The organism is Chloroflexota bacterium, assembly GCA_009840625.1.
GTDB lineage: Bacteria > Chloroflexota > UBA11872 > UBA11872 > VXNJ01 > VXNJ01.
Window position 1 is genome coordinate 584,813 of the sequence record VXNJ01000001.1, and the last position, 21,312, is coordinate 606,124.

Annotated in this window: 22 protein-coding genes; 11 read left to right on the forward strand and 11 right to left on the reverse strand. The window is 65.0% G+C overall.

What is annotated here, in order from left to right:
* Positions 1–47: 47 nt before the first annotated feature.
* Genes F4X41_02615 through F4X41_02625 form a run of 3 tightly spaced genes read right to left on the reverse strand, consistent with a single transcriptional unit; the run spans position 48 to position 3,986 of the window.
* Positions 48–788: a glutamine amidotransferase gene (locus tag F4X41_02615; GenBank protein MYB15916.1), complete on the reverse strand. Its 741-nt coding sequence runs from the start codon at positions 786–788 to the stop codon at positions 48–50.
* Complete coding sequence (locus tag F4X41_02620; GenBank protein ID MYB15917.1) at positions 785–2,161, reverse strand: DUF1727 domain-containing protein; 1,377 nt, start codon at positions 2,159–2,161, stop codon at positions 785–787. The genes F4X41_02615 and F4X41_02620 overlap by 4 nt, the downstream gene beginning before the upstream one ends.
* 13 nt (positions 2,162–2,174) lie before the next feature.
* On the reverse strand, positions 2,175–3,986 hold the full coding sequence (locus F4X41_02625) for a M3 family oligoendopeptidase (protein ID MYB15918.1): 1,812 nt from the start codon (positions 3,984–3,986) through the stop codon (positions 2,175–2,177).
* Between the two features lie 53 nt (positions 3,987–4,039).
* Between F4X41_02625 and metG the strand changes: the two genes are divergently transcribed.
* From metG to F4X41_02655, 6 genes are read left to right on the forward strand one after another with little or no spacing between them, the layout of a single operon-like run.
* Entirely contained in the window at positions 4,040–5,659 is a 1,620-nt protein-coding gene (gene metG, locus F4X41_02630; protein ID MYB15919.1) for a methionine--tRNA ligase, read from the forward strand.
* 5 nt (positions 5,660–5,664) lie between these two features.
* A complete protein-coding gene (locus tag F4X41_02635; protein ID MYB15920.1) occupies positions 5,665–6,447 on the forward strand; it encodes a TatD family deoxyribonuclease in 783 nt (260 codons plus the stop codon).
* Entirely contained in the window at positions 6,399–7,421 is a 1,023-nt protein-coding gene (locus F4X41_02640) for a polyprenyl synthetase family protein (protein MYB15921.1), read from the forward strand. The genes F4X41_02635 and F4X41_02640 overlap by 49 nt, the downstream gene beginning before the upstream one ends.
* Before the next feature lie 34 nt (positions 7,422–7,455).
* Positions 7,456–8,130 (forward strand): ubiquinone/menaquinone biosynthesis methyltransferase, encoded by a 675-nt coding sequence (locus F4X41_02645; GenBank protein ID MYB15922.1) that lies wholly within the window; start codon positions 7,456–7,458, stop codon positions 8,128–8,130.
* Positions 8,127–9,185 carry a peptidoglycan bridge formation glycyltransferase FemA/FemB family protein gene (locus F4X41_02650; GenBank protein ID MYB15923.1) on the forward strand — a complete coding sequence of 353 codons (1,059 nt, stop codon included), beginning with the start codon at positions 8,127–8,129 and terminating at the stop codon, positions 9,183–9,185. The genes F4X41_02645 and F4X41_02650 overlap by 4 nt, the downstream gene beginning before the upstream one ends.
* Positions 8,978–10,666, forward strand: a complete 1,689-nt coding sequence (locus F4X41_02655) for a UDP-N-acetylmuramoyl-L-alanyl-D-glutamate--2,6-diaminopimelate ligase (protein MYB15924.1) — start codon at positions 8,978–8,980, stop codon at positions 10,664–10,666. The genes F4X41_02650 and F4X41_02655 overlap by 208 nt, the downstream gene beginning before the upstream one ends.
* Positions 10,667–10,720: 54 nt before the next feature.
* Here the strand turns inward: F4X41_02655 and F4X41_02660 are convergent, their stop codons facing one another.
* Positions 10,721–11,119: an iron-sulfur cluster assembly accessory protein gene (locus tag F4X41_02660; protein MYB15925.1), complete on the reverse strand. Its 399-nt coding sequence runs from the start codon at positions 11,117–11,119 to the stop codon at positions 10,721–10,723.
* Between the two features lie 113 nt (positions 11,120–11,232).
* On the opposite strand from F4X41_02660, the gene F4X41_02665 reads away from it, so the two are divergent.
* The 3 genes from F4X41_02665 (at position 11,233) to F4X41_02675 (ending at position 14,390) form a co-directional block, all read left to right on the forward strand.
* Positions 11,233–11,463 carry a hypothetical protein gene (locus F4X41_02665; GenBank protein MYB15926.1) on the forward strand — a complete coding sequence of 77 codons (231 nt, stop codon included), beginning with the start codon at positions 11,233–11,235 and terminating at the stop codon, positions 11,461–11,463.
* A 67-nt stretch (positions 11,464–11,530) separates the two neighbouring features.
* Complete coding sequence (locus tag F4X41_02670; GenBank protein MYB15927.1) at positions 11,531–11,782, forward strand: type II toxin-antitoxin system PemK/MazF family toxin; 252 nt, start codon at positions 11,531–11,533, stop codon at positions 11,780–11,782.
* Between the two features lie 178 nt (positions 11,783–11,960).
* Positions 11,961–14,390 carry a metal-transporting ATPase gene (locus F4X41_02675; protein ID MYB15928.1) on the forward strand — a complete coding sequence of 810 codons (2,430 nt, stop codon included), beginning with the start codon at positions 11,961–11,963 and terminating at the stop codon, positions 14,388–14,390.
* On the opposite strand, the gene F4X41_02680 is transcribed toward F4X41_02675, so the two are convergent.
* From F4X41_02680 to F4X41_02710, 7 genes are all read right to left on the reverse strand, one after another.
* Complete coding sequence (locus F4X41_02680; protein MYB15929.1) at positions 14,357–15,031, reverse strand: hypothetical protein; 675 nt, start codon at positions 15,029–15,031, stop codon at positions 14,357–14,359. The two genes, F4X41_02675 and F4X41_02680, sit on opposite strands and share 34 nt — an antisense overlap.
* Before the next feature lie 116 nt (positions 15,032–15,147).
* Positions 15,148–15,468, reverse strand: coding sequence for an antibiotic biosynthesis monooxygenase (locus F4X41_02685; protein MYB15930.1), 321 nt, complete (start codon positions 15,466–15,468; stop codon positions 15,148–15,150).
* 35 nt (positions 15,469–15,503) lie between these two features.
* Positions 15,504–16,892 carry a glycoside hydrolase family 32 protein gene (locus F4X41_02690; GenBank protein ID MYB15931.1) on the reverse strand — a complete coding sequence of 463 codons (1,389 nt, stop codon included), beginning with the start codon at positions 16,890–16,892 and terminating at the stop codon, positions 15,504–15,506.
* Positions 16,893–17,052: 160 nt separating this feature from the next.
* A complete protein-coding gene (locus F4X41_02695) occupies positions 17,053–17,499 on the reverse strand; it encodes a type II toxin-antitoxin system VapC family toxin (protein ID MYB15932.1) in 447 nt (148 codons plus the stop codon).
* Entirely contained in the window at positions 17,490–17,738 is a 249-nt protein-coding gene (locus tag F4X41_02700; GenBank protein MYB15933.1) for a DUF2191 domain-containing protein, read from the reverse strand. The genes F4X41_02695 and F4X41_02700 overlap by 10 nt, the downstream gene beginning before the upstream one ends.
* 456 nt (positions 17,739–18,194) lie before the next feature.
* Complete coding sequence (locus F4X41_02705; GenBank protein ID MYB15934.1) at positions 18,195–18,842, reverse strand: SAM-dependent methyltransferase; 648 nt, start codon at positions 18,840–18,842, stop codon at positions 18,195–18,197.
* Between the two features lie 4 nt (positions 18,843–18,846).
* Complete coding sequence (locus F4X41_02710; GenBank protein MYB15935.1) at positions 18,847–19,893, reverse strand: hypothetical protein; 1,047 nt, start codon at positions 19,891–19,893, stop codon at positions 18,847–18,849.
* A 96-nt stretch (positions 19,894–19,989) separates the two neighbouring features.
* Here F4X41_02710 and F4X41_02715 point away from each other — a divergent pair, with 96 nt between their 5' ends.
* Positions 19,990–20,808: an NAD(P)-dependent oxidoreductase gene (locus F4X41_02715; protein MYB15936.1), complete on the forward strand. Its 819-nt coding sequence runs from the start codon at positions 19,990–19,992 to the stop codon at positions 20,806–20,808.
* Between the two features lies 1 nt (position 20,809).
* Positions 20,810–21,298, forward strand: coding sequence for a hypothetical protein (locus F4X41_02720; GenBank protein MYB15937.1), 489 nt, complete (start codon positions 20,810–20,812; stop codon positions 21,296–21,298).
* The last annotated feature ends 14 nt before the right edge of the window (positions 21,299–21,312 follow it).

Here is a 21,312-nt window from a genome sequence, read left to right on the forward strand (position 1 = left end):
ATATTGGGTGCCCGTTTTGACCGGCCGGCGCGACCCGCCAAGACGGACTATCTGCCACCGCTCCATCCGGTCAGCGCCCGGGCGGCGGCGTGGGCGGCCCATTCCCGGCGATCGTCCAGTTGGGCCAATTCCTCCCGGTGCCCGCGACGGTCCAGCGCCCGCGCCAGCAGAAAGTCGGCAAATCCCGGGTTTTTGGGCAAGAGCGAACCGTGCAGATACGTACCAAAGACGTTTCCCGCTTGGGCACCCTCGGTTCCGTCTGCGGAATTGTTGCCGTGCCCGTACTCGACTTTGGCCAAGGGGGCTTGCCCGGCGCCAAGATAGGTGCGGCCGCCGTGGTTTTCGAACCCGACCAGGATCTGTTCCCGCCAGCGGGCCGCCGCGTTACCGATGCAGCGCGGCACTTCGGCGCCGGGGTGGACAGTCTCGACGTCAAGCAGACCGATGCCTTCGAGTACCGTTCCGCCTGCGTCGCGGTAACTGTGCCCCATCAATTGGTACCCACCGCAAACCGCCAGGACCACCACGCCGTCGTCGACGCAGCTTCGCAGCGCCGTTCCGGTCGAGGCCTTGAGGGCCTGGCTGGCCAGTACCTGCTGGCGGTCCTGGCCCCCGCCGATAAGGATTATGTCGACATCCTCTGGGCCGAACGGCAATCCGGCAGTCAAGGGAACTACCTCTGCGTCAAATCCGCGCCAGCGACAGCGCTGGACAAGGCACTCGACATTGCCCCGGTCGGCGTAGATATTCATCAACTCCGGGAGCAGGTGTCCGATTCTGAGGTTCATCGCGCCTGCCAGTGCTGGTCGACGGCTCCCGAACGCAGGAGCCAACGCCGCAACTCGAGCATCGCGGTGTAAGTAGATAGCACCAGCAGCCGCTGCCCGCCAAGCTCCAACGCCGCGCGCAAGGCGGTCTCCACCGGGCCCTCGGCAACGGCGGCGGCTCGGTGTCCGGCGTATTTGAGCCGCAGGGCCATGTCGGCGGCTCGCGAACCTCCGGTAACCAGCTGGCGCGGACCCATCTCGGAAAAGTTGACGTCCCAGATCCAGGAGACGTCCTCGCCGTCGGCGGGTCGATCGTTCAAGAGCAACAGCAGGTCGTAGTTCTCTTTCGGCAAGGTGCGGACCAGCTCGTTGGCGCCGGTCGGATTCTTCATTAGCAGCAGGGTGATTTCGACGCCGTCCAATTCAACCTGTTCGGCCCGACCGAACCTCGGCCCGACCTCGGCAATCACGGCGGCCGAGCTTTCGACCGGATACCCCAGGGCGTGGGCGGCGGCCAACCCGGCCAGCAGGTTGTAGGCATTAAAAGTCCCGGGCAGGGAGCTGTTAATGGTCACCGACCCCCCGTTGACGCGGCATTCGAGCGAAATGCCCGACAAATCGGCCCGCAGAACCTTCCCGCTAATTTCCGGGGAGCGGTGGGCAAACCCGCAGTCCGGGCACTGGAAGCGGCCCAGGTGCGAGTAGGCCACGCCCGAGTAATGCAGCGGTCCAAGGCACTCGGGGCAGAGCGTCGAATCGGCCCATTCATCGGGTTCGGCGCTCGAATCGGAAACGTCCAGACCGAATCCAACCACCCGGCCCCGATAGGACTCGGCTATGTGGGCCAGGACGGGATCGTCCCGGTTGAGAACCAGCACGGGGCGCGGTTCGCAGTCGGCCAGCGAGGCGGCGAAACCGCGGCCCAACGCGTCCAGTTCGCCATAGCGGTCGAGCTGGTCCCGGAACAGGTTCGTTAGTACCACCGCGCGCGGCCCGATCCGGACCAGACTGGCGATCAACTGCGCTTCGTCGAGTTCGAGCACCCCCAGCGAGTCCCGGCGCCAGCGCGCCCGGCCGCGCAGGTCGACCCGTTCCAGCAGGTGCGAAAGCAGGCCGCGGGCCAGATTCGATCCCGACGGGTTGCTGACCACCGGATCATCGCCGGCCCTGGCGATTTCGGCCACCAGCCCGGTCACAGTGGTCTTGCCGTTGGTCCCGGAAACCAGGATCGTGCCGCCACCGAGATCGCCGATTAGCGCGTAGAGCAGGTCGGGGTCGATCGTTGCGGCCACCAGACCCGGCAGTGCAGAACCGCCGCGCCGGGCGATTCTGCGCACCGCCGCGCGACTGAGGCGCGCCGCCGCGACCGCGGCGATTCGGCGCGGACCGGGCACCTATGACCCGTCCCTAGTCGCGGCCGGCCGCCAGGGCCTCGGCTTCATCGATCATGTCTCCGATGAGCGCCAGCCCGCGCTGCCAGAGCCTGGGGTCGTCGAGATCCACGCCCAAGGGTGCGACCAGGTCCCTCGGCGAGGCTGAGCCACCCCGCCGCAACATCTCCAGGTAGCCGGGCACAAAGTCGGGTCCCTGCCGGCGATAGGTGGCGTACAGGGCCAGGACGAGCAGGTGGCCGAAGCTGTAGGCGTAGGTATAGAAGGGGGTGTGGATGAAGTGCGGGATGTAGCTCCACCAGGACTCGTAGTCCGGGGTGAGTTCGACCACGTCGCCGTGCATCGGCGCATTCGCATCCATCCAAAGTTCGCCAATGCGTTCGGTGCTGAGTTCCCCCTCGCTGCGCCGGGCGGCGTGGGCGGCGCGTTCGAATTGGGTCAGGACGATCTGCCGGAACACGGTGGCGAAGGAATCCTCGATCTTGCCCGCCAGTAGCGAAAGCCGCTCGCCGGCGTCGCGGCTGCCCTCCAGCAGGCGATAGAAGACGATCATCTCCCCGAACACCGAGGCGGTCTCGGCCATCGTCAGCGGGGTGTGCGATTGCAAGTACCCCACATCGCGGGCCAGGTACTGGTGAATCCCGTGCCCGAGTTCGTGGGCCACGGTCATCACGTCGCGAGCGCGGTCGGTGTAATTGCAAAGGATGTAGGGATGCGCGTCGGCCGGACCGCCGGCCGAGAACGCACCGCCGCGCTTGCCGTTGCGCAGCTCGGCATCGATCCAGGAATGCTCGAAGAACATTTCGACGACCTCGCCCGCCCGGGGGTCGAAGGCGGCGTAGCTGTCGGTGACCATCTGGCGGCAGCGGTCCCATGACCAGCGCCCGTCCTGTTGCTCCAGCGGGGCATAGCGATCGTAGTCGTAGAGCTTCTCAAGCCCCAGCAGCCGGGTCTTTAGTCGGTAGTAGCGCTGCACCATTCCATTGGCGCCCGCGCAAGCGTCAATCAACGCGTCGACTGATTCCTGCGATATCTCGTTGGCCAGGTTGCGCGCCTGCATCGGGTGCCCTCGGGAACGCAACTGGTCATCGACGTTGTGATCTTGCAGCAACACATTGAATATGTATGTGAGCACCTTGGAATTGGAGCGCAGCGTCACGGTCAAGGCCCGGGCGGCCGCGCGCCGCACCTCGCGGTCGTGGTCGTGGAGCAGGGCGAGCGTGGCCGACTCATTGAGCCGCTGGGGTCCCGACGGCAGTTCGACGTCGCACTCCAGGCCGCTGGTTATCTCGTCAAATAGGCGCTTGAAAGCCCGCGAACCGGTGTTCGATTTCTGCTCTAGAGCTTCTTCGACCGGACGGTCCAGCACATGCGGGCGAAAAGCCAGACCCTTGCGCAAAAAGTGGGCGAAGCGGCCGGCGGCCGGGTCGGTGATTATGGGTTCGGTGTGATCGTCGGGCAGGGCGAGCCATTCGAGTTCGAAGAATAGGAGTCCCGCCCGGACCTGCGAATTGGCCTCGGCCGTCCTGGCGACCAACGCCCCGTTTGCGGGATCGGAGCTATCGGCCGCGTGCAGCAGGTGGGCGAAGATCAACGGACGGTCGGCCAACTGGCTGAGATCTTCGAGCTCGGCGAGCGCGTCCCGCATCGCCGGCGCGTCTAGCTCGGCGACTCGGCCCTCGTAACGGTTTCGGAATTCCGTGGCGCGCTCGCCGGCGCGGGCGATGTCGGCATCCAACTGCGGGTCCGCCGGGCCCGCGTAAAGGTCCGCGAGGTCCCAGGCTACGCCGTCGGCACTGCTGACGGCGGCTGCGGCGGGCGTGGACATGCGGTGCCTCGAATCTGGGTAAGCGTTCGCTGGATGAAAGCATTGCCGGGGCGATGCGGTGGGGCCGCCCCGGTCGATTTTGCGCCCGCACGGGGATAATTGCCGCGAGCGCGCCCCTTTTTCCCCGTCCCGGCGGTGCAATGCCCAGTTTCTACCAAGCTTGTGCGATCGACTACCCCAACGGGAACCCGCATCTTGGCCACGCATTTGAAAAGATCGGCGCCGACTGCCAGGCGCGGTTCAAGCGCCTCAAGGGATTCGACGTGTTCTTCTCCACCGGGGTGGACGAGAACAGCCTCAACGTTGCCCGCACGGCGGCCGCGGCCGGCCTTGACGCGCGCGAATTCATCGACTCGATGTCGCCCCGGTTCGCCGCGCTGTGGGAGCACCTCGACGTTTCGGCCAGCGCCTTTATCCGCACAACCGAACCGCGTCACCACCAGGCCGCGCAGGAGTTCTTCCGCCGCGCCCAAGCCCGCGGCGACATCTACAGCGACCGGTACGAAGGCTGGTACTGTCTTTCGTGCGAGAACTATTACGCCGAGGACGAACTGGTCGAAGGCGTTTGCCCGATCCACCGGCGGGCGCCGGAATGGCTGGCCGAGGAAAACTACTTCTTCGCCCTTACCGGGTACCAGGAGCGATTGCGGACGCACTTCCTGGACAACCCGGATTTCGTGATTCCGCGCTCACGCTACAACGAAATGCTGGCCCTGATAGAGGGCGGGCTCAAGGACTTTTCGGTCTCACGCCATCGCGCCGACTGGGGAATCCCGACCCCGGACGACCCCGACCACGTTATCTATGTCTGGTTTGACGCGCTGATCAATTACGCAACCGTCGTCGGGTTCACCAGCGACGACGAAGCCTTCCGGCGCTGGTGGCCGTGCGACGCCCAGGTCATCGGCAAGGACATCCTGCGCTTTCACGCCATCTACTGGCCGGCCATGCTCTGGTCCTGCGGTCTGGAACCGCCAGCCAAGATCGTCTCGCACGGGTTCATCGACATGGCCGGCGAGAAGTTGAGCAAATCGCGCGGCAACGTTATCGACCCCTACGACGTGACCGAGTACTACGGAGTCGATCCGCTCCGCTACTACTTGCTGCGCGAGATGCGTTTTCTGCTGGACGGTAGTTTTCGTCGTGAGACCCTGCACTCGCGTTACAACCACGATCTCGGCAACGACCTTGGCAACCTGCTGAATCGCTGCGTGGCGATGATCTCCCGCTACTGCGACGGGGTTCTGCCACAACCGGGCGAGGCCGCTGACGAAGATGCCGAGCTGCAGTCCGCGGCCAGGTCCGCGTGGTCGGACGCCGAACGGCACTACGCCGCCTGGGAGTTTTCCGAGGCCCTCGAATCGGCCTGGCGGTTCATCGCCGCCGCAAATCGCTATGTCGACCAGACCCAACCGTTCAGACTGGCCAGGGATCCCGCTGCCGGGGGGCGCGTGGGCACGATCCTCTATCACCTGGCCGACTGCCTGCGCCAGATTGCGGTCCTGGTTTATCCCGCTATGCCAGGGGTGGGGGAACGCATATCCTCCCAACTCGGCTGCCCCGGCCCCGGGCAGGTTAGCTGGGACGAATCCGCGCGCTGGTCGACGATTTCACCCGGCAATCCGGTTCCCGGGGGTCGGCCGCTATTCCCACGGCTTGACATGCTCGACTAGGGTTCGTGTCGCCATTGCTGTTCGACTCGCACTGCCACCTCAACCACGACGCTTTCGGCGCGGATCTGCCGGAGGTGATCGGGCGGGCCCGGGACGCAGGCGTGGGACGCCTGCTGGTGCCGGGATTCGACCTGGAATCTTCAATTAAGGCGATTGCGTTGGCGCGCAACGACGATTCAATTAGCGCCGCCGCCGCCGTTCACCCTTATTCGGCGGCCGAACTTGACTCGGACGCCAAGTCACGCCTGGCGGAAATCTGGGCATCTGGCGCGGCGGTCGCTGTCGGCGAGATCGGTCTCGACTTCGCCGGGCGCGGTTATCCGGAACCCGAGGTCCAGAGTGAAGCGTTCGCCTGGCAGCTCGACCAGGCCGAGCGGCTGGGACTGCCGGTCATCATCCATCAGCGCCGGTCCGCGGCCGCGATTCTGGAGCAGCTTGCCGGACGCCGCATCACCGGCGTCATGCACTGCTGGAGTCTCGGCCCGGAGGACCTTGACCGGTTCCTGGAACTTGGCCTGTACGTCTCGTTCGCCGGGTTGCTGACCTTCAAATCCGCCGAACCGGTTCGGGCCGCGGCGACGCTGGTCCCGGACGGACGCCTGCTGGTGGAAACCGACGCACCCTACCTGGTCCCGCGTGGTGCGCGTTCGGGGCGCCGCAACGAGCCCGCCAACCTGCCGTTGACGATCGATTTGCTGGCCCGCCTGCGGCATTCCGCCAGAGATGAAGTCGCGGCCCTATGCGCGGAAAACGCGCGGGCCTTGTTCGACCTGCCCGACGCTGCATGAGCAAGCTTTCGCTGGAAAGCATCGCCGCCCCGGTCGAACCCTGGCTGGATCGGGTTAACTCGCGACTGGACCAGCTCTGCGACGACGAACCTTCGCCGATGATCGCGGCCGTGTTACAGAACCTATTCGATGCCCCCGCCAAGCGCTTGCGGCCGCTGTTGGTGCTCCTGTCGGCCGGGGCGTTCGGGCGACTCGACGAGCGGTCGGTGGTACTCGCCTGCGGTGTCGAGTGCCTGCATACGGCGACCCTGATTCACGACGACGTGGTCGACTCCTCGGCCACCCGCCGCGGACGCGAGACCGTGCACACGATGTGGTCCGAGGGGATCGCGATCCTGGCCGGGGATTTCATGTTCGCACTCTCGGCCGAAATGGTGGCGAGCCTCCGCCGCCCATCGGTCGTATCCAAGTTCGCCGACGCCATCATGCAGATGTCGCGGGCCGAATTGCATTCGCCCGATCTCGACGATGGCGCGGCGGCAGCGCAGGCCGACTACCTGACCAAGATCGAGGGCAAGACCGCCGCTCTGATCGGACTTTGCGCCAGCGCCGCCGCCGACCTGGCCGAACGTCCGTCCCAGCAGCAGGAGCGGATGCGGCAGCTGGGAGTCGCCCTCGGACTGGCATTCCAGATTTGCGATGACGTCCTTGACCTTCGCGGCGATCCCGATTTGACCGGCAAGCCGGCCGGCGGTGACCTGCTGCAGGCCCAGCTGACGCTGCCGATCCTGGTGCACCTGGGCATGGTTCCCGGCGGCGAAGTTGCCAGCTTTTACGACGGTCGCAAGGCACGCCCCGACCGGATTCCGCTGGCGCTGGCCGAAATCGGCTGCAGCGGCGCGCTGGATGCGGCGGTAGCCAAGGCCCGGGATCTCGCCGCCGAGGCCCGCGCCCAACTTGACCATCTGCCGGACAATGAATTCAGAAGTGCGATATCCGACCTGACCGAATTCGTAGTTGACCGAGTCCGCTGAACGCGGGCGGCTTGATCCGCCACAGGTCCGGGCGATGTTTGACGCCATCGCCCCGACCTACGATCGCCTCAATCGCATGATCAGCCTCGGGCTTGATGCCGGCTGGCGGCGGCGGTTGATCGATCTTTCCCTGATCGACGACCCTGCGGTCCTGCTCGACATCGGGACCGGTACCGGCGACCTTGTGGCCCTGGCCAAGCGGCGGGGAGCAGAGCACCTGCTTGCCCTGGGAATCGACTTCTCGCACGCGATGCTGCTGGCCGGCCGCGACCGGGTGGGGCGCGCCGGCGGACGGCTGGCTCGCGCTGACGCTCTGCGCTTGCCGGTCGGCGACGCCGCGGTCGATGCGATTGTCTGCGCGTTCGTGGTTCGCAACCTGGCCGACCGTCAGACCGCCTTTACCGAATGGCGCCGCGTCCTGGCCGGCGGTGGACGGTTGGTGATCCTGGAAATGACGCCGATGGGCAATGGTCCGCTGGCCCGATTATTCCGCCTCTATTTCGCGCGGATTACCCCGCTGCTCGGTCGCCTGGTCTCCGGCCATCGATTCGCCTACAGCTATCTGCCGGCCTCGGTGGAGCGATTCCCGGGCCCCGCGGATCTGGCCGCTGAACTTGCCGAAGCCGGCTTCGAGCAGGTCGCGTGGGAGCGCCGCGGGTTGGGGAGTGTTGCAATTCACACCGCGGCCGCACCGGGGGGCCGGGCATGAAGCTCGAACTGCGCGCGGTTGACAATCCGCGGGAGTGGGCCGAGCTCTTCGGCACCGCGACCGGGCACAGTTTTCTGCAGCGCTGGGAGTGGGGCGAAATCAAGCGCCGCAACGGTTGGCAGCCATTGCGCATCGGGGCCTTCAACGGGCAGTCCCTGGTGGCCGGAGTTCAGATCCTGATCCAACGCCATCGCCCGCTTTCCTTCCTGCCGGCGGTCGGGATTGGGTATGTTCCGCGCGGGCCGGTGGGACGGGTCGAAAGCGGCGTGGCCGAGGCCCTGGTCGCCGCGGCCGTTGATGGCGCCCGTCGTGGCGGCGCCAGCCTGCTCAGAGTGGAGCCGCCGGCAGCGAATGCGGGCTGGGTCTGCCCGGCGTTGCTGCAAGCGGGATTCGGGGTTTCCGATCAGCACGTGCAAATCCGGCACTCGGCCTACATTGATCTGGGCAAATCGGAGTCCGAAATCCTTGCCGGATTCAAGTCCAAGACGCGCTACAACACCCGCTTGGCCGGACGGCGCGGAGTCGTGGTGCGGAGAGGCGGGGAGAAAGACCTGTCCAGCTTTTTCGAGCTGACGGTTGAAACCGGTCGCCGCGACGGTTTCGCGATCCACGACCGGGAATACTACGAAGCCGTTTACAACGCTTTCGGGCCCGACGATTCGGCGCTTTTTGTGGCTGATTACGAGGGGCGTGATCTGGCCGCACTTTTGGCTATCAAGACCGGCGGGGAGGCGGTGTACGTCTACGGGGCTTCGACATCGCACGAGCGACGCCGGATGCCCAGTTACGCGGTCCAGTGGGAAGCGATGCGTTGGGCCCGCGCCCACGGCTGCCGCCGATACGACCTGTGGGGAATGGCCGATCCCGAAAACGCCCGCGACCCGATGGTCGGAGTCAGCCGGTTCAAGAACGGTTACAACCCGATGCCGATCGAGCACCCGGGGACATTCGATCTGGATCTCTCGCGGCCTTTATCGGGGCTCATCAAGGCCTTTCTGCCGATGTACCAGCAGGTGATCGCCAACCGGTCGCAACCGGAGCCGGCGTCGAATTGAGGCTGGACCGACTGGCGGCTGCGATCGGCTGCCGCGTCGAACCCGGGGCGGGCGAACTGCGGATCGCCGCCATCGCCTTCGATTCGCGCCAAGCGGTGCCCGGATCGCTTTTCGTGGCGATCGCGGGAACCAGGGTCGACGGACACGATTACATCCGGCAGGCGGTCGCCGCCGGAGCGGTGGCGGTGGTCGCGCAGCGCCCTTCGGCCTGCCCTCCGGGCGTGGTCGGACTGGTCGTAAAGGACTCCCGCGCGGCGCTGGCTCAATTGGCCCGCTGCTTCCACGGGCGCCCGGACACCCAGCTGGGCCTTATCGGCGTGACCGGCACCGACGGCAAGACCAGCACCTGCTCGCTGCTTGCGCACCTACTGACCAACGCCGGTGCCGATTGCGGCCTGGTCACGACCGCCCAGCTCGGCGTAGGCGGAGTGCTCTCACCAAGGTCCGAGCACGAGACCACGCCGTCAGCCCTGCGCGTCAACGAGTTGCTGGCGGAAATGGTTGCGGCGGGCGATCGCTGGGCGGTGATCGAGGCAACCTCGCACGCGTTGGACCAGAAACGGGTCGACGGACTCGCTTTCGATCTTGCGGTGTATACCCGGATCACCCACGAACACCTCGAATATCACCGCACGATTGACGCCTACGTTGCCGCCAAGGGGCGCCTCGCGCAACTGGTAGACGCGGCCGCGGAAGCGGACGACCCTGGCACCCTGGTCCTAAACGCCGCCGATCCGCATACTCCGACCATTACCGCGGGCCGACGCTGTCGCCGGATCAGCTACGGGCAAGGCGTCGGTGATGTCCAGAGTCGCCGGGAGCGATCGGGTGTACGCGGACTCGAATTCGAGGTGGTAACGCCTTGGGGCCGGGGGAAAGTCCAGACTCCGTTGCGCGGCCGCTTCAACATCGAAAACGTCCTTGCCGCCATCGCCGCCGGCGGTGCCGCCGGGTTCGATCTGGAGGCGCTGATTGACGGGTGCCGATCGTTTGGCGGCGTCGCCGGGCGCATGCAGTACGTCGATCGCGGACAAGATTTTGTGGTAGTCGTCGATTACGCCCACACACCGGCCAGCCTGGGCGCGGTACTGTCCGAATTGCGCAAGCAGACCGACGGTCGGTTGATCGCCGTTTTCGGCAGCGCCGGCGAGCGCGACATAGAAAAGCGTTCGCTGATGGGGCGCGTGGCGGCCGAACTGGCCGACTTCGCGGTAATTACCGACGAGGACCCACGCGGCGAGAGCCGCGACCGGATCGCCTCCCAAATCGTGTTCGGGCTGCGGCAGAAGGATCCCACCGCCAGCTTCGTGGTCATCCACGACCGCCCGCAGGCGGTCCGGTACGCCCTCTCCCAGGCGCGCCCCGGCGACGTAGTCGCACTGCTCGGCAAGGGGCATGAAAAGAGCATTATTGGACCGGACGGTGAAGTCGCCTACGACGAAGTCGAAGTGGCGCGCGAGGCGCTGGCGGGGCTTGCCTAGCCGGTTATCCGGCCGGGGGCGCGGCGGGTCAACGGCCGCCGGGCGGGAACGTTGCTAGTTCCCGGCCACGCTCGATGTGCAGGTCCCCTCGTCGACGGCCCCGCCGGTGGTCTTAAAAGACTGACCGCAGGAGCAGTCTGCCTTCGACAGCGGGTTGCTGACCGAAAATCCCTGACCCATCAAGCCGTCGGCGAAATCGATCACCGCACCGTCAAACAGCGGCAGCGTCATGGAATCGACGTAGAGAGTTATGCCCAGCGACTCGGTGACCAGATCGGTGTCGGTGGGGCGACGGGCAATACCCAGCTGGTATTCCCAGCCGCCGCAGCCGCCCGGGGCAACCGCCACCTTCATCGCCGCGGCGTCATAACCCTGTGCGTCGACGATGCTGTTGAACGCCGAGGCTGCGGATTCGGTCAGCGAAATGTTGGGAGTGGTCAGTTCGGAAGCCATATCAGATAGTGCTTGGCTCTGTCGGCCCGGATGATTCAGGTTAACCGCGGTTGCCCGATATTAGTTGAGAAACATCGACTCGGTACTGACGATTACTTACATGCAATACATACATGCCCGACAAAACAATCAGCTTGCCCGACGACGTCATTCCAATCATTGACCGGCTCGACGTCCCCTTCTCCCGATGGGTGACCCGGCAACTTCGACGTCACGCGGCTCGATCGACGATGTCGTGCGCCGAGATGCTGTTGGTCGATGCCGCATTGGCAGACGGCAATCAGCCGACCGAAGAGGATGCGGCGGCAGTGGCCGAGCGAATGGATAGATCGGCTCCGTGGTAGCGCGCGGCGCAGTTTGCTGGATTGAACTCGACGAGCGCCGACCGTCGTAGTCGAATCCTCCGACGAAATCCTCGGCGTGGACTTCTGGCAAACGCACGTGGTGCCGCCAATCTCCAACACCGACCGGGCCGGCCTAGCCGGAAATGTGTTGCTTGACGCGGCCGTAACGGGATTGCCGGTGGACTCGGTTGCGGTGCCGTTGCGACTGAAATTGGTCGATCGGTCCTGGCTGGGTGATTGCGCCGGGCGACTGCCCCGGGCGCTCACCGACGCGATCGACGACGGCATCCGCGCCGTGTTGGGACTGGACCGCGCCTAGAGTTCCGACCACGCCCGGCGGAGGCAACGCGTACTTCGGTGGGCATCATGATCGCCCTGGCTGGCAAGTTCGATAATTGGCCTAACAGGGTGGGGTCGAGATTAGGAAATAGGTACTTTGGGCCGTGATAGCTGAAGCGCAATCCCGGCCACGGACGGTTCAAATCCCGGTTCAGGGAATGACCTGCGCCGCTTGCCGTGCAAACGTCGAAAGAGCCGTCGCCGGTGACGGAGTACTCGAGCATTACGTCTCGTTGCTCACCCGCGCGGTCGTTGCCCGCTACGATCCGGCTGCCACCGATGCGATCGCAATCAGCGATCGGATTCGCGCCATCGGATACGAGGTCGAATTCGCTGAATCCCAGATAGCCCTCGGCCCCGCAGACGGAGATTTGCGGCCTGCCGCGCTGGCGGCGCTGGGAGGACTCGACGGTCTGTTGCGAGCCGAAGTACGGGGCGATCAGATTTGGTGCCAGTACTTTGCCGACTATGTCGGCCGCGGGCAGATTAACGCCGCCCTGGAAGCGGTCGGCATCACGCCGCTGGCAGTCAGGACGGAAACCGCCGGCAAGGTGCATTTCCCGGATTCGGGCCCCATCGCAGCCCGCGCATGGTGGGACCGGCTAATGGATCACTTGGAAGATCTCACGGATGCGCTGCCGGACTGGTCCGGACCGGTCGCCGGGATCCTGGCCGGACTGGTCGTCCTGTGGGGCCAGGCAGCCTGGATCCCATCCCCGGCTTTCATGAGCAACCTGCCGGTCCTGTGGCTGGTGGCGGCGGCGGTGTTCACATTGCTGGGATCCGACTACCACCGCGCCGCCTGGCGGGCGGTGCGCACCCGCAACCTCGATATGAATTCCCTGGTGTCGATGAGCACGGGAATGGCGCTGCTGTGGAGCGCGATTGAGATCGGACGCGCCGCCTGGAGCGGGTCCACCCCGGGCGAGGTGTTCCTCGCTGAGGCGGCCTTGGTCATTGCTATCGTCGCCCTCGGACACCACTTGCAGGATAGGGCCCTGGCGGCCACCACCCGACCGTACGAATCCCTGCTGGAATTGGTCGGCTCCGGCGACGCCCGGGTAGAGCGCGAAGGCGAGATCGCCACCGTCAGGATCCGCGACCTGCGGCCCGGCGATATCCAGGTGATTCGGCCCGGCGATCAGATCGCCCTCGACGGAGTGGTCTTGTCCGGAAGATCAACCGTCGATGAATCCCTCTTGACCGGGGAATCCCGACCGGTCGCCAAGGGCCCTGGCGATCGGGTCATCGGATCGGCGCTCAACCACGACGGATCGCTGCGGGTCCAGGTCGAGCAGGCATGCGATCGGACCGTGCTGGCCCAGATAGTCCGCGAGGTAGAGCTCGCCCACAGCCGCCGTAGTCACGGCGAGGCCGCATTGGACCGGTTCATTGCCCGGTACGTACCGGTGATCGCGCTGGTCGGGATCGTTTCGTCGGCGGCCTGGCTGCTGCTCGCCCCGGATGAGGGTGTGGCGGCGGCATTCCGGACTTTGTTTACGGTTCTGGTGGTCGCCTGCCCGTGCGCGATTGGGCTGGCGATACCGGCCGCCACGACGGTTGGGATCTCGCTGGGAATCCGCAACGGAATCCTGCTGCGCGATCCGGCCGTCATCGGTGCCGCCGGCCGGGTCAAAGTCCTGATGCTGGACAAGACCGGGACCCTGACCCACGGTCGCCCGGAGGTGGTTGACATTGAAACCCTTCCGGGAACGGACGCCGGCGATGCAATCGCCCTGGCCGCCGCCGCCGAATCCCATTCAGAGCACCCGATCGGTCGGGCGATTTGCGAGGTGGCGCGCCGACGCGGCCTAACGGTTCCGGCCGCGAGAGAGTTTTCAGCAGAATTCGGTGGCGGAGTTCGGGCCCTGGTCGACGGCGCCGAATTGCTGGTTGGCTCGCCCGGTTTCCTGCGCAGGAATTCGGTTGGCCCTATCGAAGTCTCCGGCGACGTCGGTTATGCAATCGCACAGGTGGCGGTTAACGGTCGGGCAGTGGCCAGCTTTGCGCTAGAGGACGAAATCCGAGACGAGGCGGCCGATGAGATCACGCGGCTGAGACGCGCCGGCATTGAACCGATCCTGGTAACCGGCGACCGCGCGCCGGCGGCGGCCAGGGTAGCCGCGGCGGTGGGGATTGAACGCGTCCACTCCGATCAGAGCCCGAACCAGAAAGCCGAGCTCGTCGCCGAATTGAAGAGCGAGGGCCACTGTGTCGCAATGGTCGGGGATGGGGTAAACGATGCCCCCGCCCTGGGCCGCGCCGATGTCGGAATCGCGATCGGAACAGGATCCGACCTGGCCGCGCACGCTGCTCAAATGAGCATCGTTGCCGGCGGGCTGGAGCGGATTGCGGCGGCATTCACGCTTATCGCCAAAGTCCGCACGGCCGTGAATTCCAACCTTGCAATCGCGTTCGGCAGCACTTTTCTGCTGGTCGCGCTGGCCACCGGGATCTTCTACCCGGTGCTTGGCTTTCAGTTCAATCCGGTCCTGGCTGCGGCGGCGATGGGGCTCAGCATCCTGCTGGTGCTGGGGAATTCGCTGCGCCTGCGCTACCCGCGAATCGTAAACGCCACTTCGCGCTGAACCTGGCCGTCAATTAGGACGTCCGCCGAGTAGGCGCCCGGGATGGCATCGCCGGGGTCCAGGTAAAAGGCGAAATAGCCTCGCGTGAATGCCGACTGCACCGGCTGCTCGTAGACGAACACCGGTTCATCGCCCCGTTTCCAGGCGATTCCAATGGTCGAGCCGGCGCCAATCCCGATGAACTCGGCCGAGACGTAGACCCGTTCGCCGGCATCGAATTCGGTGGCTCGCTCGCGCGGCCGCTGCTGCGAGTCGATCGATCGGGCGACCGCCGCCGTGCCCACGCGGCCGCGCACTGCCACGGTCGGGGACTGAGTCGGAACTACCCGGGTCGGAGTCAGGGTCGGGGGAGGGGCGGTCGGCGCGGGTGGGACCGGTTGCGTTGGCGTCGGCTGAGGCGGCACCGTAACCACCGGCGTGGGAGTCGGCGCCTTATCCGGCGGCGGTTCGGGCGACTCGGTGGGGACGGTGGCCGGCGGCGCGGCAGTCGGGTTGGGCGCCACGGTCGGTTCGGGCGTCGTGGGCAGCAGGTCGCATCCGCTGAGCGACATCGCGGCGGCGCAGATCAAGGCGAGAACCAGCGTGCGCGACCGCGATCCGGTGACCACAGGTCGCCCGATCCACAACGTGGAATCTCTCATTCCGACCGACAACAACCTCGCCGCCCGCCGATATCCTGGCGGAAATCGATTCTAGAAGCCGGCGCGACTGCTTCGTGTTGGCTGCACGCCGGGCACGGCCGTGAAAGCGGTCAAGTTCAGATGTTCGACTTTTCGGGCATCCCCGGGGCGTCGATCTTGGCGAACTTGAGAACTTCGGTGTTGAGCGACATGCCGGCCGCCTTCTCACGCATGGCGTTCATGTGCGGTGCGACGGCGTGCTCGGCAAGTGCCTCGGCGGAGGTCCAGCGCTCCACCACCACCAGTTTTTCCGGATCCTCCGTGTTGCGGTGCAGCGTGTAGTGCAGGCAGCCCGCTTCCTCGTGCACGTTGATGAGGTTCTCACTGAAGATTTCGATGAACTGCTCTGTCTTGGACGGATCGGTGGTGATGTGGGCGATTACGGTCAGTTCGGACACTGGCTTCTCCAATGCGCGGGCGGGGGCGCACCATGTTATTGGCCCGGGCTTGCCTCGCGCAGCCTCCAGGCCGCAAAACCGGTCAGGTTATCGAGGTCGGCCTCGCGGACCGGGATCCCGGGGTCATCGATTCGCGAAATCACGCGGGTCCCGATGCTCTGGTCCAGCTCAGGGTAGGCGCGCAGGGCGCCGGCCCGGCCGTTGGCGAACACTTCGACGACCGAGGCGTCGACGAACACCCGCAGCTCAACGTCTTCGCCCGGCGGCAAATGCAGTCGTCCTCCGGACACGGTGCGGTGGTTGCGCGCTTCGAGGCTGGATCCAGACGCATCAAGGGTCAGCCAATCGTTGGCAAAGCCATAGGTGATTTCAGTCCGCTCGAGGCCGTCGCCCGAATCCAGAACGCTCAGCCCGCAAACACCGTTCTCGACCCACGAAAAACGCGCAATGATTTCGATGCGGTCGCCAGCAACTTGGCCCGGTTCGCGCCAGTCGGGGGTTGCGGAAATGCGCAGCGCATCGACTTCAGGCGCCGGACTGCACACCAGCCGGCCGGCCCGGTCGCTGCCCAGCACCCGCGGCAGACTCTGCGCGCCAGACCAACCGGCGTCGACCTGCAGCTGCCGGGGCCGCTCTTCCTGCAGCCAGCCAAACATGATCCGGCGACCGGTTTGATCGGTGTAGCTCTGCGGGGCATACAAAGCCTGGCCCAGATCGACGCGACCGCCCGGCGCGCCTTCGAAGACCCGCCCGTGGTCGGGCGCGGTGTAGTAGAAAACCCGTCGATCGGGGTGCATGCTCACGACTAGGAAATCGCGTCCGCCAGCCGTGAAGAAATCGGGGCATTCCCACATCGGCGAGCTTTCCTGGCCAATTGAAGAGGCAAAGACTCCGTCGTATTCCCAGCCGAGTAGATCGGGCGACCGGTACCCGAGCGCCAGACCGGACCGGCCGCTTTCGCCGGAGCCGATGATCATCCGCCAACCCCCGTCCTCGCGCCAGACCGAGTGGTCACGGAACCCCGGGGTGGTCAAACCGCGCGGAGGGCCGGCGATAACCGGATTGCCGCCGTATTTTTCTAGCTCGCTCAAATCTTCGTTACCGAACGCGACGCAGGCCCGTTCGGGGGCCACGCCGGTGTAAATGATCACCGGCTGGCCGTCGTTGCTCACCGCACAACCCGAGTAGCAGGAGAGTGGGTCGGCACCGACCTGGCCGGGCGAAAGGGCAATCGGCAGGATCTGCCAGTCGATCAGGTTCTCAGACCGGGCGTGCCCCCAGTGGATCCGCTCCGCCCAGGGGTTGTCGGGATTGTGTTGAAAAAACATGTGATGCATGCCGCGATGCTGGATCAGCCCGTTGGGGTCGTTCATCCAGTTGGCGGCCGGCTGAAAGTGGTAGTGCGTGCGATGGCGCGTGTTCATGGTGCGGGGAGAAACGGGCTTGGATCGGGGCAAACCAATTAGAACCAACCGCACCGGGGAGCGCACGCGCTCCTAGATCGTCCGGCGCGCGATCCAGCGGCCAGGCAGTTGATGGGCTATTGCGATGGCCACGGCGCCGTCGTCGCCGGCCGTTACAGAGTCAATCGGGTTGGAGCGGGTCCCGGGTTTTGAGCTCGGGGAACAAACTGAAGTCCCGATCACATGTCAATAGAACTTCTGTGCCCCAAGCAATGCAAATGGCCGCAATCCTGGCATCGTGCACGACCCGCCCGTTGACACGAGGACGCCGCGCGATTCTTTCGAATACGGCAAGAAAACCATCAGTTTCGGAGAGCATCTTTACTGACGGTGAGCAAGCCCACGCATTCAATTGCCTCCACGCGGCATCGCGGTCAATCGACTCTCTGCCCCAAAAGCGAGCATTCGTCACGACGCTTAGGAATTCAGAGCAAACAGGCCAGGGGATTGCCCAGGGGGCATCGCCTTCGGCCAACGTCTGCAGCAACCGCGCCGCCGCACGGTGTTTGTTGGACTCGCGGCGGTGGGCATACACGAGTACGTTGGTGTCCACCGCGATCAACGTAATTCGTCATCCCCGTAAATTACGTCCCGCAACTCCTGCCAGGAGTACTTCTCCAATGGGTCGGGACGGCTTTCCGATCCGACGCTCAGGTCCGGCAATCGGTAGCGAGGTCGCCGGCTATTGGCCTGCAAGACGATTCGCAAGCCTTCTTCAACCACCGACCGCAGCGGACGGCCCGTCATTTTTCCCAGATTTTTGGCTTGGCGAAGTAGCTCGTCATCTATATCGATCGTGGTTTTCATGCGTACCCATACGTCCCATACCACCTTATATGGCTACTACATACTAATACTCAAAAGAACCGTTGACACTCGTGAGGCAGATTTCCGACCACGCTAGGGGAAGGGGCTGTCAGCAATCAGAGGTCGAACCCAATTGCCGTTCAATCAGCGATTCGACTACATTCCCTGCTTTGGAATTGGCTAGCCGATCCCGAGCTTCCCTGCGGGCAATCGTCCCGGTAACTTTGTTGCCGGAATCCCGCAATTCTTGAAGCACTCCTAGCGTTTCTTGGGCGGCTTGTCGAAACGACCGCGGCGGCGGTGTTTATCTCCCCAGCCAGCTGAGTGCAATCATCGGCATTAGAGGTGCGCAGATCGCGACTTGCCCAACATTTCGTGTTCGCTCGTCTCAAATTGCAGGAGTACATTCCGGAATTGCTAGCACCACCGGGAATGAATCCTCGCGCGCTTCGGAACTTAGCGCTTCAGCGCGAACGTGAGCCCGTCGGAAATCGGCAGGAGGACCGAGTCGGTGCGCTGGTCGGCGCTGATGCGCTCGTTTAGCTCGCGCGCTCGCAGGGACCGCTCGGAGTCTTCGGAATCCACCCCGGAAAGCGCATTGTCGATCAGGATCACTCCGCCCGGACGCAGGCGCGGCAGGACCTCTTCGTAGTAGAGCCAGTTCGAACTCTTGTCGGCATCGAGGAACGCCAGGTCGAACTGTTCCCGTTTCGGCATGGCGCGGACTATCGGCAGCGCTTCGCCTTGGCGCAATTCGATCCGGTCCGAGAGCCCGGCGCGACGCCAGTAGCGCTCCGCCACGCAGGTCCATTCGGGGCTGTCGTCGCAGCAGATCAGCTTTCCGTCGGGCGGGAGCGCCCGGGCAATGCAGATCGACGAGTAACCCGTGAAGGTTCCCAGTTCCAGGGCTGTTCGGGCACCGATCAGGCGGGTCAGCAAATTCATGAACGATCCCTGCGCCGGCGAAATCTGCATTCCGGCCCAGTCCTTGGTCAATTCGTCGGTTTCGGCGATCAGGTCCGACAGCAACTCGTCCGGCGGCATGCTGACCGCGGTCATATGGTCGTAAACCGCGTCGTTTAGGGCCCGGTACTTGCGACGCATCGAGTCACCCACGCGGCGGAGGCGGGTCGCCGGCGCGGTTGGCCAGCGTCCGGTCGCTGAGCTGGAAACGGGGCTCGTACCCCTTTCGCAGGCGGTCGATCTCATCGACCATCAACTCGAAAAAACGCGTCCGCGAGGCCCGCGTGTTGCCGGCGATGTGCGGGGAGATGAACACGTTCGGCAGGTCGCGGATCTCCGAATCGATCGGGATCGTGTCGGGATCGAAGACGTCCAGGCAGACGCTGATGTCGCCTTCCCGGCAGCGCTCGATCAGGGCATCGGAATCCACCACCGCGCCGCGCGAGACGTTCACGAAAACACAGTCGGGGCGGATCAGGTCTAACTCGGCCCAGCCAATCCTGTGCCGGGTGGCCGGGGTCAATGGCAGAAGGCAGACGACAACGTCGGCCAGGGCGAAGGCCGCCTCCCAGCCGACCAACTCGAACCCGATCGCGTCGGCGGTCTCGATCGGGATGTAGGGATCGTGGACCAGGATTGGGGTTTTGAACGGTCTCAGGTACTCGATCAAGCGCCGCCCGATGTGCCCGCAACCGAGCATGCTCACGGTCTTTCCCTCGAGCTCGCCGCGCCGGTAGAAAGGCAGGTCGGGACGGGTGTCGCCTGAAGGAACGTCCTCGTGATTGATGATCCGCCGATACAACGCCCCGGCGTCGCGCAGGCCGATCATCATCAACGCCAGGGCCCATTCGGAGACGGGGTACGAGGAACCCTGCGTCGTATCGACCGCGACAACGCCGCGGGCCGAGCAAGCCGCCACGTCGATCCGGCGCGCCAGCCGGTCGCCTTCCAGCTCGCCGACCAGGCGCAGGCGCGGGGTCATCGACAGCAGCGAACCGGTGATGCGCGGTGACCCATGGCAAACGATCAACGCGTCAAGTCCAAGCGCGAATTCGGCCAGGGCGGCTTCGGCGTGGGCGTCGTACGGGGGCGGCCGATGCCATTCGGATTCGAGATCCGACTCAAGCCAGTCAAAGCTGGCGAAATCTCCGAGGCGGGCGAGGTCGCCTACCCCGATGTACTCGGCCCGCACGTGCGCGTTGGCGCAAAGACCGACGGCTAATTTGGCAGCTATGACATCTCCCCCTCGGATGCGGTCGCTGGCGATTCCAGGCCCCAAATAACGATAATGGCCCCGAGGTTAAAACACGGGGGCGCGATGTCCAAATTGAAGGTGCTGGTCACCGGTGCGACCGGTCAGATCGGCCGCACGATCATGGAGGATCTGAGCAACCGCTGGGAATTGACCGCAACCTCGCGCAGTTCCAATCCGGATCCGCGGTTCATCGAGCTGGATTTCTCGGACATGGACGAGACGGTTGCGGCATTTTCGGGCCAGGACGCGATCGTCCACATGCACGGCAAGGCCAACCACGACACCGACGAATTCGAACCGTACCTGCGGTCGAACATCATCGACCTGTACGCGGCGTACGAGGCGACTCGGCTGGCCGGCGTCAAGCGCTTCATCTTCGCCAGCTCCAACCATGCCGCCGGCTGGCAGGAGCTGGCCGGGCAGGCGGCCGGGCCGGACGTCGGATACCGTCCGGACGGCTTTTACGGCGCCGCCAAGGTCTACGGCGAAGCGCTCGGCAACTACTATTCCGACCGCTACGGGATGGAAGTGGTCTGCTTGCGGATCGGCAGCTACAAGTACCGGGCCAAACCGACCGAATGGGAGGGGCGGCGGATCCTTTCGACTTGGCTGTCCGACCGCGACCTGATCGACTTGGTAACCCGCTCGGTCGAAACCGCGGGGATCTCCTTCGGCGTCTACTACGGCGTCTCCAACAACGCCCGCTCTTACTGGGACATCACCTCGGCGGTCGCCGACCTCGGCTACATCCCCTCCGACAACGCCGAGGAATACGCCGACGCGGTAATCGCCGGCGGCGGGATGTCCGGTCTCTGGGACATCGTCATTCCCGGCATCATCGAATCGAGTTAACATGGCCGCTTCAACCGACGCAACCCTGCGCGAACTGATGATCTCGCGCCTAGCGGCCCGCGGCCCCAGCACGCTGCCCGGCGTCGACGGTCAGTTCCTGGCCGCACGTCGGGCCCTCGGCGAAGATCCGGACACCTACTTCACGCTGGAACTCTCCGACGGCGAATGGGTCCTCGAGTGGACCCGCGATCGTCAGTCGCTGGGACGGCTGCCGCGGGCGGGCCTTGAGCGCTACGCCGACGCCGTCCTGGCCGCCAAGTCAGAGGCGCTCAGGAACGCCCTTGAAGGCCCATTGACAATGCTGGCCGCAGCCGAACTGCTCGACTTGCCGGTGGACCTGGTCGCCGCCGCGGTCCGGGATGGCTCCCTGTCCGCCAGGGCAAGCGATGACGCGGGGATGACTGTCTCGTTCGCCGATCTATTGGCCTGGGGGAATTCGTCCGGCGGCAGTTCGTGGTTCGGGCTCGACCCGACGCTGGAGATCAGCTAGACGGAAGCTAAACC